The organism is Nocardia sp. Root136 (assembly GCF_001427185.1).
GTDB classification, from domain to species: Bacteria; Actinomycetota; Actinomycetes; order Mycobacteriales; family Mycobacteriaceae; genus Nocardia; species Nocardia salmonicida.
In genome coordinates this window covers 542,372-561,484 of sequence record NZ_LMFE01000001.1, presented here as the reverse complement: position 1 = coordinate 561,484, position 19,113 = coordinate 542,372, and the positions used below count along the sequence as shown (strand labels likewise).

The 19,113-nt window shown below is 69.4% G+C and carries 5 protein-coding genes; all 5 read left to right on the top strand.

Annotated features, from left to right (window positions below):
• Positions 1 to 64: 64 nt before the first annotated feature.
• Positions 65 to 1,657, top strand: a complete 1,593-nt coding sequence (locus ASD42_RS02735; protein ID WP_084786992.1) for an amidohydrolase — start codon at positions 65 to 67, stop codon at positions 1,655 to 1,657.
• Between the two features lie 123 nt (positions 1,658 to 1,780).
• The gene (gene lnt / locus ASD42_RS02730; RefSeq protein ID WP_056815253.1) at positions 1,781 to 3,349 is read left to right on the top strand and encodes an apolipoprotein N-acyltransferase; all 1,569 of its coding nucleotides are present in this window, start codon (positions 1,781 to 1,783) and stop codon (positions 3,347 to 3,349) included.
• Between the two features lie 203 nt (positions 3,350 to 3,552).
• Positions 3,553 to 17,220 carry an amino acid adenylation domain-containing protein gene (locus ASD42_RS02725; RefSeq protein ID WP_200950365.1) on the top strand — a complete coding sequence of 4,556 codons (13,668 nt, stop codon included), beginning with the start codon at positions 3,553 to 3,555 and terminating at the stop codon, positions 17,218 to 17,220.
• Positions 17,217 to 18,206 carry an ATP-binding cassette domain-containing protein gene (locus ASD42_RS02720; protein ID WP_056809776.1) on the top strand — a complete coding sequence of 330 codons (990 nt, stop codon included), beginning with the start codon at positions 17,217 to 17,219 and terminating at the stop codon, positions 18,204 to 18,206. Before ASD42_RS02725 ends, ASD42_RS02720 begins: the two co-directional genes overlap by 4 nt.
• An 86-nt stretch (positions 18,207 to 18,292) precedes the next feature.
• A complete protein-coding gene (locus tag ASD42_RS02715) occupies positions 18,293 to 19,093 on the top strand; it encodes an ABC transporter permease (RefSeq protein WP_056815247.1) in 801 nt (266 codons plus the stop codon).
• Positions 19,094 to 19,113 lie beyond the last annotated feature (20 nt).

The window sequence follows — 19,113 nt, the reverse complement described above, 5'->3', positions numbered from 1 at the left end:
CGCCGCCCGGCTGAGACTGTCCCTGCCGAGGTGACGATCCACCGATACGGCAGACTGGGACATCGTGAGTACCCAGTTGCTGATCGGTGGTCGTTTCTACAGTTCCAGTTCCCCGGACGCGACCGCGATGGCGGTCACCGACGGCACCGTGGTGTGGCTGGGCGCTGAAGCGCCTGGACGCGCGATGCATCCCGATGCGGAGATCGTCGACCTCGACGGTGCGTTCGTCGCGCCCGCGTTCGTCGACCCGCATGTGCACGTCACCGCGCTGGGACTGCAGCTGACCGGGCTCGACGTGAGTGGCGCCAAATCTTTGACCGAACTGCTCGAGACGGTCCGCATCCACGCCGCGAATCAGCCGGACGGGGTGATCATCGGCGAGGGTTGGGACGACACCACCTGGCCCGAACAGCGTTCGCCGACGGTCGCCGAACTCGACGAGGCCGCCGGTGCGGGCAGGCTCGTCTACCTGGCGCGCGTCGACGCGCATTCGGCCGTGGCGTCCTCGGCGCTGCTCGACGCGGCTGGCGAGCTCGGCGACGGATATCAGCGCGGCGAACTGTTGCGTGCCGACGCCCACCACCGGGTGCGCACGGTCGCCCTCGCGGAACTCACGCGCGCCCAGCGAGATTCGGCGCGCAAGGCCGCTCTGGACGCGGCGGCCGCACACGGCATCGTCGCTGTCCACGAATGCGCGGGGCCCGATATCTCCGGCCGCGACGACATCCGTGAACTGCTCGCGTTCGAACACGGCGTGGCCGTGCGCGCCTACTGGGGTCAGGCCGTGCGGACCGCGGACGAGGCGCGCGCCCTGATCGCCGAGCTCGGGGTGCACGCGCTCGGCGGCGACCTGTTCGTCGACGGTTCACTCGGCTCGCACACGGCACTGCTGCGCGCGCCCTACGCCGACGCGGCGGGCTGCGGCAAGAGCTTCCTCGACGAAGACACCGTCACCGCGCATCTCCACGCGTGCACCGAGGCCGGCATCCAGGCGGGCTTCCACGCCATCGGCGACGCCGCCATGGATACCGTCGTCGCCGGATTCGCCCGTGTCGCAGCCGAACTCGGCGGTCCGGCGATCGCCGCACGCGGGCACCGGGTGGAGCACGCGGAGATGACCGACGCCGCCGCGATCGAACAGCTCGCCGCGCTCGGCGTGATCGCCTCCGTGCAGCCCGGCTTCGACGCCGCCTGGGGCGGACCCGACGGGATGTACGCGACGCGCCTGGGCGCCGAGCGCGCCGCGGGCCTCAACCCCTTCTCGGCGATGGCGGCGGCGGGCATCTCCCTCGCCATCGGTTCCGACGCACCCGTGACCGCCATGAAACCGTGGGAACAGGTGCGCGCGGCCGTGCACCACCGCACCTCCGGCCACGGACTGTCCCCGCGCGCCGCCTTCGCCGCCGCCACCCGCGGCGCCTGGCGAGCGGGCGGCGTCCGCGACGGCATGGCGGGCACGCTGGTCCCCGGCGCCCCCGCCTCCTACGCCGTCTGGGACGCGGGCGACCTCGTTGTCGCCGCGGCCGCCGATACCGTGCAGCGCTGGTCCACCGACCCCCGCTCCCGGGTCCCCGGGCTCCCACGCCTGGACCCTGGTGCCGAGTTGCCGACCTGCCTGCGCACCGTGCGCGACGGCACCACGATCTACACCGCCTGACCGCCGTCGGCACCGCGCCAGCAACGAATCACGGAGCAGCACACCATGATCGACCCCGCCACGGCCCATCCCGACGCCACGACGTCCGACGTCGCCGACACGGACAAGGGACAGAACTCCACGATGATGCTGCGAATGCTGGTGGCGACGGCGGGTGGGTTGTTGCTGTTCGGCAGCTTCCCGCCCCGCCCGTTCTGGTTCCTCGCGCCGGTCGCCATCGCCCTGCTCACCGTCGCGGTGCGCGGGCCGGGCAAGCTGCGTGGTGGGTTCGGCTACGGGATGCTCGGCGGGCTGGCGTTCTTCGTGCCGCTGCTGCCCTGGACCGGGATCTATGTCGGGCCGGTGCCGTGGCTGGCGCTCTCGACGGTGTGCGCGTTGTACTTCGGACTGTGGGGCGTGCTCGCTCGCTGGTTGAGCGCACTGCCGGGCTGGCCGGTGTGGCTCGCGCTGGCGTGGACCGCGAGCGAGTGGGTCAGGTCGAGTTTCCCGTTCGGCGGATTCCCGTGGGGACGTGTCGCGTTCGGGCAAGCCGATGGTTGGTATCTGCCGCTGGCCGCCTACGGTGGTGCGCCGCTGGTCGGCTTCGCGGTCGCGCTGACCGGCACAGGTCTGGCTGCCCTGTCGCTGCGCCTCGTCGCCTGGGCGCGCACCCCCGCGCCGCGCGCGAGTACCCGCGCCGCGCGCATGGGATTTGCCACCGCCGTGGTGACCGTGGCTATCATGCCCCTGGCCGGAGTGATCCTGCGGCCGACGCTGCCCGACCCGGATGCGGGCACCCGGACGATCACGGTCGCCGCCATCCAGGGCAGTGTGCCGCGGCTCGGGCTCGACTTCAACGCCCAGCGCCGTGCGGTGTTGGACAACCACGTCCGGCGCACCGAGGAACTGGCCGACGCCGTCACCCGCGGACAGGCCGCACGGCCCGACATCGTGATCTGGCCCGAGAACTCCTCCGATATCGATCCACTGCGTAATGCCGACGCCGCCGCGGAGATCACCGAAGCCTCGGTGAAGATCGGCGCCCCGATCCTGGTCGGCGCAGTCCTGGTGAATGGTGACCGCACGACCACCAACTCGGTGATCGTGTGGAACGGCACGGCCGGCCCGGGCGAGCGGCACGACAAGAAGATCATCCAGCCGTTCGGCGAATACCTGCCGATGCGTGGTTTCTTCCGTTTGTTCTCTTCCTATGCTGATCGTGCGGGCTATTTCGTGCCGGGTAACGGTGATGGAACAGTGACGGCCGCCGGTGTTCCGATCGGTGTGGCGACCTGCTACGAGGTCGCTTTCGATCGAGCATTTCGGGAATCTCTCGCCGCGGGCGCCCAACTGCTGACAGTGCCGACCAACAACGCCACGTTCGGTGAGAGCGAGATGACCTATCAGCAACTCGCCATGTCGCGGGTGCGCGCGGTCGAACACGGGCGCGCGCTGGTGGTCGCAGCAACCACGGGAGTCAGTGGGATCATCACCGCTGACGGCGTGCTCAGGCAGCACACCGAGCAGGTCGTCCCCGCCGCGCTGGTGGCTCAGCTACCTTTGCGCGACGCGACGACAATCGCTACCCGAATCGGTGTATGGCCCGAACTGGCGTCCGTTATCCTGTCCGCGATCGGCGTCGGGCTGGTATTTCTTCGACGCCGCCGAGTGAATCCGACGAAGGCTGTGCGGATTTCGGACAATTCTGAATAAGCGGTTTGTTTCAACCCGGGGGAAGCGGCACCAAGTTGCAGCTGCAGGGGCGTAATCCAAAGAGATCAAAATAAATCCATCTCGGTAGCCATCCGGCTGCCGGAGTACTCCGAATCATGGGCGTGGTAAAGCCACGCCCTGGGTCCTCGTGTGCCCGGGCGCTGCTCGGGGAGTTGTGACACAAGGCAGAAACGGAGTGCTTGATGAGTTCTTTGGCCACCGACCACGTCAGCTCGAGCGTCACCGACGAGGACCCGGGCCAACCGTTCGCCCTCTCACCCGGTCAGACAGCACTGTGGTACGCGCAACGGATCCGGCCCGACATCCCGCTCACCATCGCTCACTACGTCGAACTGCGCGGTGATCTCGATGTCGGGAGGCTGCTCTACGCGGTGGAGCGCTACGGCGCGGAATCCCAAGTGGGACATGTCCGCCTACTCGAGATCGACGGCGTACCCCACCAGCGAGTGGATCCGACCTGGCGGCCCGGCTGGGCTCGGCTCGATCTGCGCGGCGAATCCGACCCGCGCGCTGCCGCGCTGGGATGGATGAACTCCCACGCCAGCACCCCGATCGACATGGAGCACGAGCCCCTCACCATCAATGTGGTGTTGCGGGTCGGTGACCGGGAATGGTTCTGGTACGAGCGCGGACACCACATCGTCATCGACGGTTACGGTGCGATGAACGCGCTCTCGCGCACCGCCGAGATCTACACCGCCGTCGGCGAGCAGCGCGAACCGTCGGTGTCACGGGCCGCCGCGCTCGTCGACCTCTACGCCGACGAATCCCGTTACCGGGAGTCCACCCGGTTCCGCGCCGACCGCGAGTACTGGATGGAACAGCTCGCCGGCGTGGGCGAACCGATGACACTGTCGTCGGTCACCGCCGCGGGCGATAGCCACGACGCGGGTCGCCACCGAGCCACCGCGGTGCTCGACACCGACCTCGACACCCTGCTCACCGACGCGATCGCCACCCACGGTTCGGCCAACTCGGCGCTCATCGTCGCCGCACTCGCCGCCTACGTCCGCTCGGTCACCGGTGACCCCGATGTCGTACTGAGTCTGCCGGTTTCGGCCCGTACCACTGTCGCGCTGCGCCGTTCGGCGGGCGTGGTGTCGAACGTGGTGCCGCTGCGGGTCCGGTTCGACGAGCACACCACCGTCGCCGACGTCGTGCGCCAGACCGAACTGCAGATCACCGGCGCGCTGCGGCACCAGCGCTACCGCTCCGACGACATCCGTCGCGACTGCGGCTACTCCCGCGACGCGCGTGGTTTCTTCGGGCCGATGGTCAACATCATGCTGTTCCACGACGAGCTGAAGTTCGACGATATCGCCGGTCAGGTCAACGTTCTCGCCACCGGACCCGTCGAAGACCTCTCGATCAACATCTACAACGGCGACGGCGGCCGCATCCAGCTCGACTTCGAGGCCAACCCGAAGCTCTACGGCGAGTCCGAGAACGCTGCCCACCACTCCCGCTACCTCGACTTCCTCGCGCGCTTCCTCGCTGCCGAACCGACCACCCCCACCTACACGCTCACCGCGATCACCGCCGCGGAGAACGACAGGGTGCTGCGGGAGTGGAACAGCACCGAGATGCCGATGCAGGCCGCGACCCTGGTCTCGCTGTTCGAGGAGCAGGTCCGCCGTAGCCCGCATGCCGTCGGTCTCGAATTCGGTGACCGCACCATCGGATACACCGAACTCGGCGACCGGGTGAACCAGCTGGCGCGCGAACTCATCGCCCGCGGCGCGGGCCCGGAGACCACCGTCGGTGTGTGCCTGCACCGCAGTATCGATCTGGTCGTCGGGATCTACGCGGTGCTCGCGACCGGCGCGGCCTACCTGCCGCTGGATCCCGAGCATCCGGTCGATCGCATCGAAGCGGTGGTGACACAGGCGGATCCGGTGTGTGTACTCACCGCGGATCGCGACGGGGTCCGGCTGCCCGCGGGCACGGTCCGGATCGATCTGGACGCCCTTGACGTGAGCGGCAACGATGTCGCGCCGATCACCGATGCCGACCGTCGCGCGCCCTTGCGGCCCGAGCACCTCGCCTACGTCATCTTCACCTCCGGCTCCACCGGTAAGCCCAAGGGCGTCGGCGTCACGCATGCCGCGATCGTGAACCGGTTGCGCTGGATGCAGGCCGAATACCCCATCGATCACACCGACGCGGTCCTGCAGAAGACCCCGGCCACCTTCGACGTGTCGGTGTGGGAGTTCTTCTGGCCGCTGCAGGTCGGTGCGCGCCTGGTGGTCGCCGCTCCCGAAGGGCATCGCGACCCGGCCTACCTGGCGCGAATCATCACCGAAAGGGCTATCACCACAGCACATTTCGTGCCGTCGATGCTGTCGTTGTTCGTCACCGACCCGCGCGTGCGCGGCGGGGCGGGACTGCGCCGGGTGTTCTGCAGTGGCGAGGCGCTACCGGGCGCCACCGTTCGCGATTTCCATGCCGCGCTGCACGGTCCCGACGGGGGACCGGAACTGCACAATCTCTACGGGCCCACCGAGGCCGCGGTCGACGTCACCTACTGGCCGTGCCCGGCCGACGCCACCACGGTGCCGATCGGTTCGCCGGTGTGGAACACCCAGACCTACGTGCTCGACGCGCATCTGCGACCGGTGCCGCCCGGTGTCGCGGGCGAGTTGTACCTGGCCGGCGTGCAGCTGGCTCGCGGCTACCTCGGCCGCCCCGACCTGAGCGCCGACCGGTTCGTCGCCGATCCGTTCACACCGGGGCAGCGGATGTATCGCACCGGTGACCTGGCGCGCTGGCAGATCGCCGGCGGTGTCCTGGAATACCTGGGCCGCACCGACTTCCAGGTGAAGATCCGCGGACTGCGGATCGAACTCGGCGAGATCGAATCCGCGTTGCTCGCCCAGGACGGGATCGCCCGCGCTGTCTGCGTCGCTCGCGCCGGGCGTACCGGTGACGACGAACTCGTCGCCTACGTGGTCGCCGCGCGGGGCGCCTCGGCGCCGGAGCCCACCGCCCTGCTCTCGACACTGCGCCGCGGCCTGCCGTCCTACATGGTGCCCTCGGCGCTGGTCGTTCTCGACGAACTGCCGTTGAGCGCCAACGGCAAGGTCGACCGCAAAGCGCTGCCCGCGCCGGAGGTGGGCGTGCGGGTCACCGCAGGCGCCGCGGCGCCGCGGACCGAACTGGAATGCGCACTCGCGGAGATCTTCACCGAGGTTCTCGCCTTGGACGGCACCGCGATCGGTGTCGAGGACAGCTTCTTCGACCTCGGCGGCAACTCCCTGGTCGCCGCCCGCGCGGTCGCCAGGATCAACACCACCCTGGACGCGAACCTCACCATCCGGGAAATGTTCGAGTCGCCCAATATCGCCGCGCTGGCCGCCTATATCAGCACCCATCGGCCCGAAACCTCCACGCCGAAACTGGTTCCCGTGCGCAGGCCCGAACTGGTGCCGCTGTCGCTGGCCCAGCAGCGGCTGTGGATCCTCAACCGCTTCGCCGAACACGCCGCCGCCTACAACATGCCCTTGGCCCTGCGGCTCACCGGACATCTCGACCTCGACGCGTTGCGCGCGGGTCTGCGTGACGTCCTGGACCGTCACGAGAGCCTGCGCACCAGTTTCCCCGAGGGCCCCGACGGCCCGTACCAGCTCATCCACCCGGCGGCCGGGGTGGAACCCGAACTCACGCCGGTGGACGTGTCCGCCGCCGAGATTCCCGCGCTGGCAGCGCAGGTGGCGGGGCGCGGTTTCGATCTGCGGACCGAGACACCGCTGCGGGTCGCGCTGTACCAGGTCGGCGCCGAGGATCACCTGCTGCTCGTGGTGCTGCACCACATCAGCGGTGACGGCTGGTCGGTCGCCCCGTTGGCCAGGGATCTGATGGTCGCGGTGTCGGCGCGCGCGGGTGGCGCCGCACCCCAGTGGGCGGCGCTGCCGGTGCAGTACGCCGATTTCGCGATGTGGCAGCGCGAACTGCTCGGTGAGGAAAGCGACCCCGAAGCGCCCATCGCGCGTCAGCTCGTGCACTGGCGCGGCGCGCTGGCCGGGCTGCCTGATCAGCTCGACCTGCCGCTCGATCGGCCGCGGCCGATGCAGCGTGGCACCGGCGGAGACACCGTCGAATTCGTCATCGACGCCGAAACCCGGCGTGCGGCAGCCGAACTCGCGACCGGTCGCGGGGTGAGCATGTTCATGGTGCTGCACGCGGCGCTGGCCACCCTGCTGGCCCGGCTGTGCGCGAGTACCGACGTCACCATCGGTACGCCCATCGCGGGCCGGTCCGATCCGGCGCTGGACGAGCTGGTCGGCATGTTCGTCAACACCCTGGTGTTGCGCACCGACGTGAACCTCGATGCCGGGTTCGACCGCATGCTCGACCTGGTTCGCGAGACCGATCTCGATGCCTTCGCCAACCCCGACGTACCCTTCGAACGACTCGTGGAACTGGTCAACCCCGATCGCTCGACCAGCAGGCATCCACTGTTCCAGGTGATGTTGTCCTACGACCGCACTCCGGAGCTGAGCGTCGAATTGCCCGGTGTCACAGCGGAACTGGTGCCGATCGAGATCGGTGTCGCCAAATTCGATCTTCAGCTCGAGGTGCGCGACAACCACGACGACGGACCACTGCACGCCGAATTCGGTTTCGCCACCGACGTCTTCGATCGCGCCACGGTGGAGGCCATCGCCCGGCGGTTCACCACGCTGCTGGCCGCCGCCGTCGCGACCCCCGACACGGCCGTGGGCGACCTCGACGTGCTCGACCGCCGCGAGATCGCCCGACTGGTTCCGGTGGCCGGTGCGCCCGCCGAACCGGCCTGCACGCTGGCCCGGCTGCTCAGCGACACCGCACAACACCTGCCCGACTCGGTGGCGGTGCGCTACCTCGGCTTCGACACCACCTACCGGGAGCTCGACGAGTGCTCGAACCGGCTGGCGCGCAGCCTGATCGCGCACGGTGCCGCCCCTGAATCGGTGGTGGCCGTCGCGCTGCCGCGCAGCCTCGAGTCGATCATCGCCATCTGGGCGGTCGCCAAAACCGGCGCCGCGTACGTGCCCGTCGATCCCGCCTACCCGACCGAACGCATCGCGCACATGGTCGGCGACTCCGGCGCCACGCTCGGGCTCACCCTGCCCGAACACCTCGCCGCGCTGCCCACCATCACCGGCAAGCACCGGCGGTCACCGGAGTGGATGGTGTTCGGGACGGCCGATTTCGAGGCCGACTGCGCGGTCCGCTCCGCGACCCCGCTGTCCGACGCCGACCGCAGGAATCCGATGCGGGCGGGTCAGCCCGCCTACCTCATCTACACCTCGGGCTCGACCGGCATCCCCAAGGCCGTCGTGGTCACCCACGCGGGTATCGCCTCGCTGGCCAGCGAACAGACCCAGCTGTTCAAGGTGACCGAGCACGCGCGCACCATGCACTTCTCCTCGCCCAGCTTCGATGCCTCGGTGCTCGAACTGCTGCTCGGGTTCGCCGCGGGCGCGACGATCGTGGTCGCCCCGGCCGATCTCTACGGCGGCGCGGAACTGGCCGGTTTCCTGCGCTCGGAACGCATCACCCACGCGTTCATCACCCCCGCCGCGCTGGCCACGGTGCCCGCGGGTGAGTTCCCGGCGCTCGGCACGGTGATCGTCGGCGGCGAGGCCTGCTCGGACGAACTCGTCGACGCCTGGGCCACGAAATACCGGATGCACAACATGTACGGCCCGTCCGAGGCCACCGTCGCGGTCACCGCGAGCGCCGCCATGGTGCCGGGGGAGCCGGTGCCGCTGGGCGCGCCCGTGCGCGGCATGCGGTTGTTCGTCCTCGACGGCAGGATGAACCCGGTGCCGCCGGGGACGCCGGGCGAGCTGTACGTCTCCGGGCCCGGTCTGGCTCGCGGGTACCTCGGCAAGTCGGCACTCACCGCGCAGCGATTCGTCGCCAATCCGCACGGGCGAGTCGGCGAAAGGATGTATCGCACAGGCGATCTCGTGGTCGCCGATAAGACCAGCCGTCTGCGTTTCCTCGGTCGCGCCGACGATCAGATCAAGATCCGTGGCTTCCGCGTCGAACTGCGCGAAATCGACCACGTGCTGCGCGAACACCCGGGTGTGCGGTCGGCGCTGACCATTGTCCACGTCGACGAGCAGGGGCAGCAGCGGCTCGCGTCCTATGTCACCGCCGACGGCCCGGTCGAACCGGCCGCCCTGCTCGACACCGCCCGCGGCAGGCTGCCCGGTTACATGGTGCCCGCCGCGCTGGCGGTGCTCGACGCGATGCCGGTCACCCCGGCGGGAAAACTGGACCGAAAGGCGCTGCCCGCACCGGAATTCGTGGTCAACGGGGGGTCGCGCGCGCCGCGCACACACCTCGAGATGCGGGTGGCCGCGGTGTTCACCGAGATTCTCGGTCGCCCGATCCCCGGCGCCGAGGACAGCTTCTTCGACATCGGCGGCAACTCGCTGCTGGCCACCCGGCTCGCCGCCGCGCTGCACGCCGACTTCGAGGTGGACCTGCCCGTACGCCAGATCTTCGAGGCGCCGACCGTGGCGGGCATCGCCCGGCTGATCACGGAAGCGCCCCGGACGCAGCGGGTGGCGCTGGCGGTACACACCCCGCGCCCGGGACGCATACCACTGTCGTTGCCGCAGCAACGACTGTGGTTCCTGAACCGATTGTCCCCCGAATCCAGCGCCTACAACATCGCATTCGTCTTGCGAATCGGCGGAGATCTGGACGTCGACGCGCTGCGGGGCGCCCTCACCGACCTGGTGGAGCGTCACGAAGTACTGCGCACGGTGTTCCCGGAAGACCTCTCCGGCGCCCAGCAGGTGATCCTGCCGCTCGCGCAGGCGATGCCGGTGATCGAGGTCGTCGACTCCGCACCGGATCGGGCGCAGGCGGCGCTGACCGCGCTGGCACGCCAGGGATTCGACCTCACCCGGCAGACGCCGTTGCGAGTGTCGTTGCAGCGCACCGCATCCGACGAGCACCTGCTCGGCGTCGTCGTGCACCACATCGCCGCCGATGGCTGGTCGCTCGGCCCGCTGACGCGTGATCTCGCCATGGCGTACGTGGCGCGGACCGGCGGCACCGCCTTCGAGCACGCGCCGCTGCCCGTGCAGTACGCCGACTTCAGCCTGTGGCAGCGGGCCGTGCTCGGTGCCGAGGACGATCCGGACAGCATCACCGCCACCCAGCTCGCGTTCTGGCGCGAAACCCTGTCCGAGCTGCCCGACGAGTTGCCGCTGCCGTTCGACCGCCCCCGTCCGGTCGAACCGACGGGGACGGCGGGCACCGTCACCTGCCAGGTTTCGGCGCCGCTGCAACAAGCACTGGCCGAGCTGGCAGGCGATACCGGTGTCAGCCTGTTCATGGTCGTGCGCTCTGCCCTGTCGGTGCTGCTGCGCAGCATCACCGGCGGACGCGACATCCCCATCGGCACTCCGGTCGCCGGGCGTACCGACATCCAGCTCGACGACCTCGTCGGCATGTTCGTCAACACCCTGGTGCTGCGCTCCGACGTCGACCCCGACCGCAGCTTCACCGAACTGCTGCACGCCGACCGCGACAGTGAGCTGGCCGCCCTCGCCCATGCCGATGTGCCGTTCGAACGCGTCGTCGACGCGCTCGGCCGGGAGAGCAGGGCGAGCAACCGGCACCCGCTGTTCCAGGTCGCGTTGAGCATGCAGGACAACCGCACGCCGACGCTGGAACTGCCCGGTCTGCGGCTGGACGCGCGCGAACTCGACATCGCGCTGGCCAAGTTCGACCTGGAACTGCGGGTCGCGCCCGCCGACGAGGACGGGCTGCGGTTCGAGTTCGTCTACGCCGCCGAACTGTTCGACGCCGCCACCATCGACACCCTCGCCGATCGGTTCGTGCAGATCCTCAACCAGGTGACCGCCGACCCGCAGCGGCTCGTGTGCGATCTTGACCCGCTCACCGTGCTCGAACATCGCGATCACGTCCCGGCCCAGGGACCGGCCGCGGTCACGCCGGTCATTCTGGCCGACATTCTCGACGGCGCGGCGACGAAGTATCCGCGTCGGCCCGCGCTGCGCTGGTTCGCCGGGGGCAGTGTCAGCGGGGAAGTGGGTGAGCTCGACTACGCCGAAGTCGCCGACCGGGCACACCGGCTCGGTCGGGCTCTGATCGCTCGCGGGATCGGCACCGGCGACCGCGTGGCGGTCGGTCTGACCCGTTCTCTGGACTGCGCCCTCGCCATCTTCGGCGTCGCGGCCTCGGGTGCGGCGTTCGTCCCCGTCGACCCGCGCTACCCGGCCGACCGGGTGCGGCACATGCTCACCGACTCCGGTGCAGGCGCGGTCATCACCGTGCGCGCCGACGCGGACGCACTGCGCGAGGCCGCGGGCCCGATCGACACCCAGTGGTTGCTGATGGACGACGACGAGCTGAACGCCGAACTGGCGGGCTACGACGGGGTCCGGATCAGCAATGCCGAGCGGATCCGTCCGGTACGCACCGCAGACCTGGCCTATCAGATCTACACATCCGGCTCCACCGGCCTGCCCAAGGGCGTCACCGTCACCCACAGCGGTCTCACGAGCCTCGCTCTCGACCTGCGCGAACGCATGGGTCTCGATCGGTTCTCCAGGACGTTCTTCTTCTCCACGCCCAGTTTCGACGTCTCGGTGCTGGACATGCTCCTTGCCGTCTACTCGGGCGCCGAGATGGTGATCGGCCCGATCGACATCTACGGCGGCGACGAACTCGGGGCCCTGCTCGAACACGAGCAGATCACCCACACCTTCCTGACGCCCGCGGTGCTGGCCTCCATCGATGCCACCCGCCACCCGCTGCCGATGCTGCGCGGTCTGATGGCCGGTGGCGAGGCGGTGCCACCGGACCTGGTGGAGAACTGGGCGCCGGGTCGGCGGTTCGTCAACGCCTACGGGCCGACGGAGTTCACCGTCATCGCCGCGATGTCGGAGCTGCGGGTGGGTGTCCCGGTGGCCATCGGAACGCCGGTGCGCGGTTCTCGGGCTCTCGTGCTCGACGAACGGCTGCGGCCGGTTCTCACCGGAGTGCCGGGTGAGCTCTACATCGGTGGCGCCGGTATCGCCCAGGGCTATCACGAGCGCTACGGCCTGACCGCCGGACGATTCATCGCCGATCCGTTCGGCCCGGCGGGCAGCCGGATGTACCGCACCGGCGACGTGGTGCGCTGGACCGCGGGTGGCGAGATCGACTACCTCGGTCGCAGTGACCATCAGGTCAAGGTGCGCGGTTTCCGGATCGAACTCGGCGAGATCAGCGCCGTGCTCGGCAGCCATCCCGAGGTCCGCTTCGCGCACACCGAGGTGCGCCGGATCGCCGGCGACGATCGGATCGTCGCCTGGATCCAGTTGAACGAGGGCATCGACCCGGCCGAAGTGGCCGGGGTGAAGCGTCATGCGATGGTCCGGCTGGCCGGGCACATGGTTCCGGCCTCGCTGAACCTGATCGATGAGGTGCCGCTCACGCCGGTCGGCAAGCTGGACCGCACCGCACTGCCCGATCCGGAATTCACCGCCACCGCGGGCCGGGCGCCACAGACCGAAGCCGAGCGGACCGTCGCGCGGGTGTTCGAGGATCTGGTCGGGGCGAGCGAGGTCTGCGCCACCGACAGCTTCTTCGATATCGGCGGCAACTCGCTGCTGGCCACCCAGCTGGTGGCCCGCCTGGCCGCGGCCAGCAATGTGCGCCTGGAAGTGCGCACCGTGTTCGCGACGCCGACTGTCGCCGAGCTGGCCGCGCTCATCGAATCCGGACCGTCCGGCGACGAGTACCGGCCGGACCTGGTGCCGCAGCGCCGACCGGAACGGATTCCGCTGTCGGCGGCGCAGCGCAGGCTGTGGTTCCTCAACCGCTTCAACGCGGGCGCCGAGGGCGAGAGCCAATCGTCGGGGGCCTACAACATCCCGGTCGTGCTGCGTCTGCACGGCACGGTCGACCTCGATGCACTCATCGCCGCTTTGCACACGGTGCAACGTCGGCACGAGACGCTGCGCACGGTGTTCCCGGAAAGCTCGGGGGAGCCCGAGCAGTTGGTGCTCGACCCGGCGATCGCCGCCGTCACCCTGTTCCACGCGACGGCCACCGTCGGCGAGGTCGCGACGGCTGTGACCCGTTTCGTCACCCCGGGATTCGACCTGTCGGCCTCGGTGCCGATGCGGGCGGCGCTGATCAGCGTCGACCACACCGGTCAGTCGGCGCCGACCAAGGCCAAGTTCGCCGTCGCCCGGTCGACCGAGCATGTGCTGGTGCTGGTCGTGCACCACATCGCGATGGACGGCTGGTCGCTGGAACCGCTCGCCGCCGAAGTGGCCGCCGCCTACCGTGGCATCCAGATCGGTGAACCGTTCGGCGAACAGATCCCGCAGATCCAGTACGCCGACTACACGCTGTGGCAGCAGGACCTCCTCGGCACCGAGGACGATCCTGATTCGCTGATCAGCAAGCAGCTCGAGCACTGGCGCGGCGTGCTCGACGGCCTGCCCGAACTGCTCACCGTGCCCGCCGATCGGTCGCGCCCGCCGGTGCCCTCCTATCGGGGCGGCACCGTCGACTGCGCGGTCGACGCGGCGACTCACCGGGCGCTGCGCGGCATCGCCACCGCGAACAACGTCAGTATGTTCATGGTGTTGCACGCGGCCCTCGCGGTGCTGCTGCACCGGGTCACCGGCACCGAGGACATCGCCGTCGGCACCGCCAGCGCGGGCCGTGGGCATCCCGCGCTCGACGCGATGATCGGCATGTTCGTCAACACCCTGGTGTTGCGCACCGAGGTGGCCGACGAGCGCGCGTTCATCGACCTGCTGCGCACCGTGCGCGACGGAGACCTCGACGCCTTCGCCAATGCCGACCTGCCCTTCGAACGGCTCGTCGAAGTGGTCAACCCGGCGCGCTCACAGGCACATCACCCGCTGTTCCAGGTGATGCTCTCGGTGCGCAACAGCCCCGTGCGCATGCTGGAACTGCCCGGCCTGCGGATCGAAGCGGTCGACGCCGACGCCGGTATCGCCAAGTTCGACCTGCAGTTCACCTTCACCGAAACCCAGACCGCCGACCGGGTGGGCGACGGCATCAACCTGTCGGTGAACTACGCGGCCGACCTGTTCGACGAGGTCACCGCGCGCAGGCTCGGTGACCGTCTGGTCCGGCTGCTCACCGCCGTGGCCGCCGACCCGAACACCGCGGTCGGCGACCTGGCCTTGCTCGACGCGGTCGAGTGGACCGCGCTGGCGCCGGTGCACGGCACCCGCGCTGAGCAGCCGGTGACACTGCCCGCGGTCTTCGGTGCCGCCGTGGCTCGCTCGCGCGACGGCGTCGCGTTGTGCGCCGGCGACACGGTGGTCACCTACGACGCGCTCGACCGGTGGACCAACCGGCTCGCCCGCGTTCTCATCGATCAGGGCGTCGGGCCGGAAACCCTGGTGGCACTGGGTATTCCGCGTTCGGTGGAATCGGTCGCGACCATGCTCGCCGTCGCCAAGGCGGGCGCCGCGTTCGTGCCCGTCGACCCGAACTACCCGGCACAGCGGATCAGCCACATGCTCACCGATTCCGACGCGGCACTGGGTCTGACGCTGCTCGAGCATCGTGATCGGCTGCCCGCCGACACCCGCTGGCTGGTCCTGGACGATCCGCAGACCAGGGCCACCGTGCTCGGCACCGACGACTCGCCGATCATCGACGCCGAACGCATTCGCCCACTGCGCCTGCACAATCCGGCGTACGTGATCTACACCTCGGGCTCCACCGGGACACCGAAGGGCGTCGTCGTCACCCACGGTGGTCTGTCGAATTTCGCCGCCGAGACCGCCGACCGTTTCGATGTGCGTCCCGGCAGCCGGGTGCTGCACTTCGCCACCCCGAGCTTCGATGCCGCCATGCTCGATATCCTGTTCGCGCTCGGTGGTGCGGCGACGCTGGTGATCTCCCCGGCCGGGGTGGTCGGCGGCGAGGATCTGCGGCAGGTGTTCATCCGGGAACGGATCACCCACGCGTTCGTCACCACCGCCGCGCTCGGCACCGTCGACCCGGCGGGCGTGCATTCCCTTGCCCACGTGCTCACCGGTGGTGAAGCGCTGCCGCCGGAACTGCTCGCCCGCTGGGCGCCGGGGCGCAACTTCTACAACGTGTACGGCCCCACCGAGACGACCATCGTCACGTTGATGCCGCAGGCGATGAACCCGCAGGGTCCGATCACCATCGGTGGGCCGATCCGCGGCGTCGCGGCGACCGTGCTGGACCGGCGCCTGCATCCGACGCCGATCGGCGTCACCGGTGAACTGCAGTTGGCAGGCTCGGCGCTGGCCCGCGGCTACCTGAACCGGCCGGGCCTCACCGCCCAGCGGTTCGTCGCCGATCCCTATGGCGCACCGGGCGAACGGATGTACCGCACGGGCGACCTGGTGCGCTGGCGCAACGGCGCGAAGTCGGCGCTGGACGTGGAGTACGTCGGCCGCACCGACCATCAGGTGAAGGTGCGCGGTTTCCGGATCGAACTCGGCGAGATCGACGTCGCGTTCGCCCGGCACGCCGATGTCGAGCTCGCGCTCACCATCGGTCACACCACGCAGGCCGGGGTCACCGCGCTCGTCTCGTATGTGAAGGCGCGCAACGGGTCCGCGCCCAGCGTGCCCGATCTGCTCGCCCATGTCGCCGGGCACGTGCCGAACTACATGGTCCCGCAGGCGATCATGCTGCTCGACGAGGTCCCGCTGAGCCCGGTCGGCAAGCTCGATCGCGCCCGGCTGCCCGAGCCGGTGTTCACGGCGTCCGGTGGTTACCGCGCGCCCGTGACCGCCGCCGAGAGGGCACTGTGCGCGGTGTTCACCGAGGTGCTCGGGGTGGAGCGGGTCGGCGCGGACGACGGGTTCTTCGAACTCGGCGGCAACTCCTTGCTGGCCACCAAAGTCGTTGCGGCACTGCGTGAACAGGGCTACGAAATGCCTGTCCAGATGATGTTCGGCGACGCCACCCCCTCGGCCATCGCGGCCAAGCTCGACGGCGCCGACCCGGAGGCGGTGATCGAGGCGGCGACCAGCCCGGTGCTGCCCATCCGCCCGTCCACCAGCCCGCACGACACCCCGCTGTTCTGCGTGCACCCGGCGATCGGTCTGGCCTGGTGCTACGCGGGACTGCTCGCTCATCTCGCCCCGCAGCGCCCGGTATACGGCCTGCAGGCCCCGCACGTGTCCGGCGAGGACAGCTTCACCTCGATTCCCGAAGCCGCCGGACACTATGTCGCCCATATCAAGTCGATCCAGCCGCACGGTCCCTACCACCTGCTCGGCTGGTCGCTCGGCGGCCTGATCGCGCAGGAGATCGCGGTGCAACTGCAGGAAGCGGGTGAAGACGTCGCACTGCTCGCGATGATGGACAGCTACCAACTCGGCGATCGCTGGCTCGACACCTCGATGCCCAGCGTCGCCGATATCCTCGGTGAGTTCGGCGCCGACCTGGTCGACGGCGCACCGTTGCCCGCCGACCTCGACCTGCACGAAGCGGCGGATCTGCTACGGGCACAGGCGGGCCCGTTCGCCGCGCTCTCGGTGGACCACCTGCAACGCCTCTACACCGGGTACGCCGACGGCACCGTCATGGCAAACCGGTTCCGGCCGCGCACCTTCGACGGCGATCTCGTGTTCTTCACCGCCACGGCGGACGAGATCAACGCCGCCGATCCGAGCCGGTGTGCCCAAGCCTGGCAGCCGTTCGTCACCGGCAACATCCACAACCACGACCTGCCCTGCAGGCACGCGGCGATGACCACACCGGAATCGCTGGCGGCGATCGGCCCCGTGCTGCATCGCCACCTCGACGCGATCCCGGAGATCACCGTGTGCGGCAGCGGCCAGAAGGAGATGCATCCGTGAGTCTCGCGGTAGAAGTGCGTGGCCTGGCCAAGAGTTACGGCAAGGTGCGCGTCCTGAAAGAAATCGATTTGGAGATCCCGGCGGGCACCGTACTGGGGCTGTTGGGTCCCAACGGCGCGGGCAAGACCACCACCGTGCGGATCGTCACCACGCTGTTGCGACCCGACGCCGGTTCGGTGCGGGTCGCCGGTATCGACGTGCTGGCCGATCCGGCCACCGCGCGCACCAGGATCGGGTTGTCCGGCCAGTACGCGGCGGTCGACGCGAACCTGACCGGTTACGAGAACCTGCGCATGGTGGCTCGCCTGTACGGGATGGGCCGCAAGCAGTCCGTGGCCCGCGTGGAGGAACTGCTCACCGCGTTCGGGCTCGACCACGCGGCGGGCAGGCGGGCGGGCACCTACTCCGGCGGTATGGCACGTCGTCTCGACCTGGCCGGTGCGCTGGTGGCGCGACCGCCGGTGGTGGTGCTCGACGAACCGACCACGGGCCTCGACCCGCGTGGCCGCCTCGACATGTGGCAGGTGATCGGCGATCTCGTCGACGACGGCACCACCGTCCTGCTCACCACCCAATACCTCGAAGAGGCCGACCTGCTCGCCGACCGGATCACCGTCATCGACAAGGGCACCGTCATCGCCCGTGGTTCCGCCGACGAACTCAAGACCTCCATCGGCGGCGACCGGCTCACCGTCACCCTCGCCGCCGGGCAGAGCCCGTGGCCCGCGATGTCGGTGCTGCACCAGGTGGGCGTCGGCGAACCCCTCCACGACCCCGGCAGCGACGAGGTGTCGGTGGTTGTCGGCAACGGGTCACGCACGATGGTCGAAGCGCTGCGACGCCTCGACGACGCCGGGGTCTGCGTCCTCGACGCGACCGTCGTACGCCCGACTCTCGACGATGTCTTCCTGTCGCTCACCGGCACCCCGGCCGAGCCGATCCCCGAACCCGAAACCGACGATGTGCAAGAGGAGGTCCTGTCGTGAGTGCCCCCGAGGTCACGGTGGACGAGTACGAAACCCGCGACCTGCCGGTCCAGTCGACCACCCCGCGGTCGGCAGGCACCGAGGAGATGGAACCACGGGCCCGGTTCGTGCGTGACAGCGCGATCGTCGCCTACCGCAACCTGCTCACCATCCTGCGAGTGCCGACGCTGCTGGTCACCGCCACCATTCAGCCGCTGATGTTCGTGTTCCTGTTCGCCTACATCTTCGGTGCCTCGCTCGGCGGCGATCAGTACCGCGAATTCCTGCTGGCGGGCATCTTCACCCAGACCGTGGCGTTCAATGCCGCGTTCACCACCGTCGGGCTGGCCGGTGACCTGCAGAAGGGCATCATCGACCGGATGCGGACGCTGCCGATGTCGCGGCTGGCGGTGTTGATGGGGCGCACCCTGTCGGACCTGGTCGTCAATATCGTGAGCCTTGGCGTGATGTCGATCTGCGGGTACATCGTGGGCTGGCGCATCCACGGCAGCTTCGGCGACGCCGTGATCGCCTTCTCGATCATCTTGCTGTTCGCGTTCGCGATGTCGTGGGTCGGCGCCCTGACCGGTCTGGTCTCGCCGACGGTGGAAGTGGCCCAGAGCGCGGGCCTGATCTGGCTGTTCCCGCTGACGTTCATCTCCTCGGCGTTCATCTCCGCCGAAACGCTGCCCGGACCACTGCGCGCCATCGCCGAATGGAACCCGATCACCGCGGTCTCGGCAGCGGGTCGCAAGCTCTTCGAGAACGACTCGCCCCCCACCTTCGTCCCGGCGACGGGCTGGGCCGCGGAGAACTGCATCCTCTACGCGATCATCTGCTCGCTGGTCATTCTGGCCATCGCGATGCCGGCCGCCCTCCTGCAGTACCGCAAGGTCGCGAGCCACTGAACAAGCCCTCGAACGCCGAA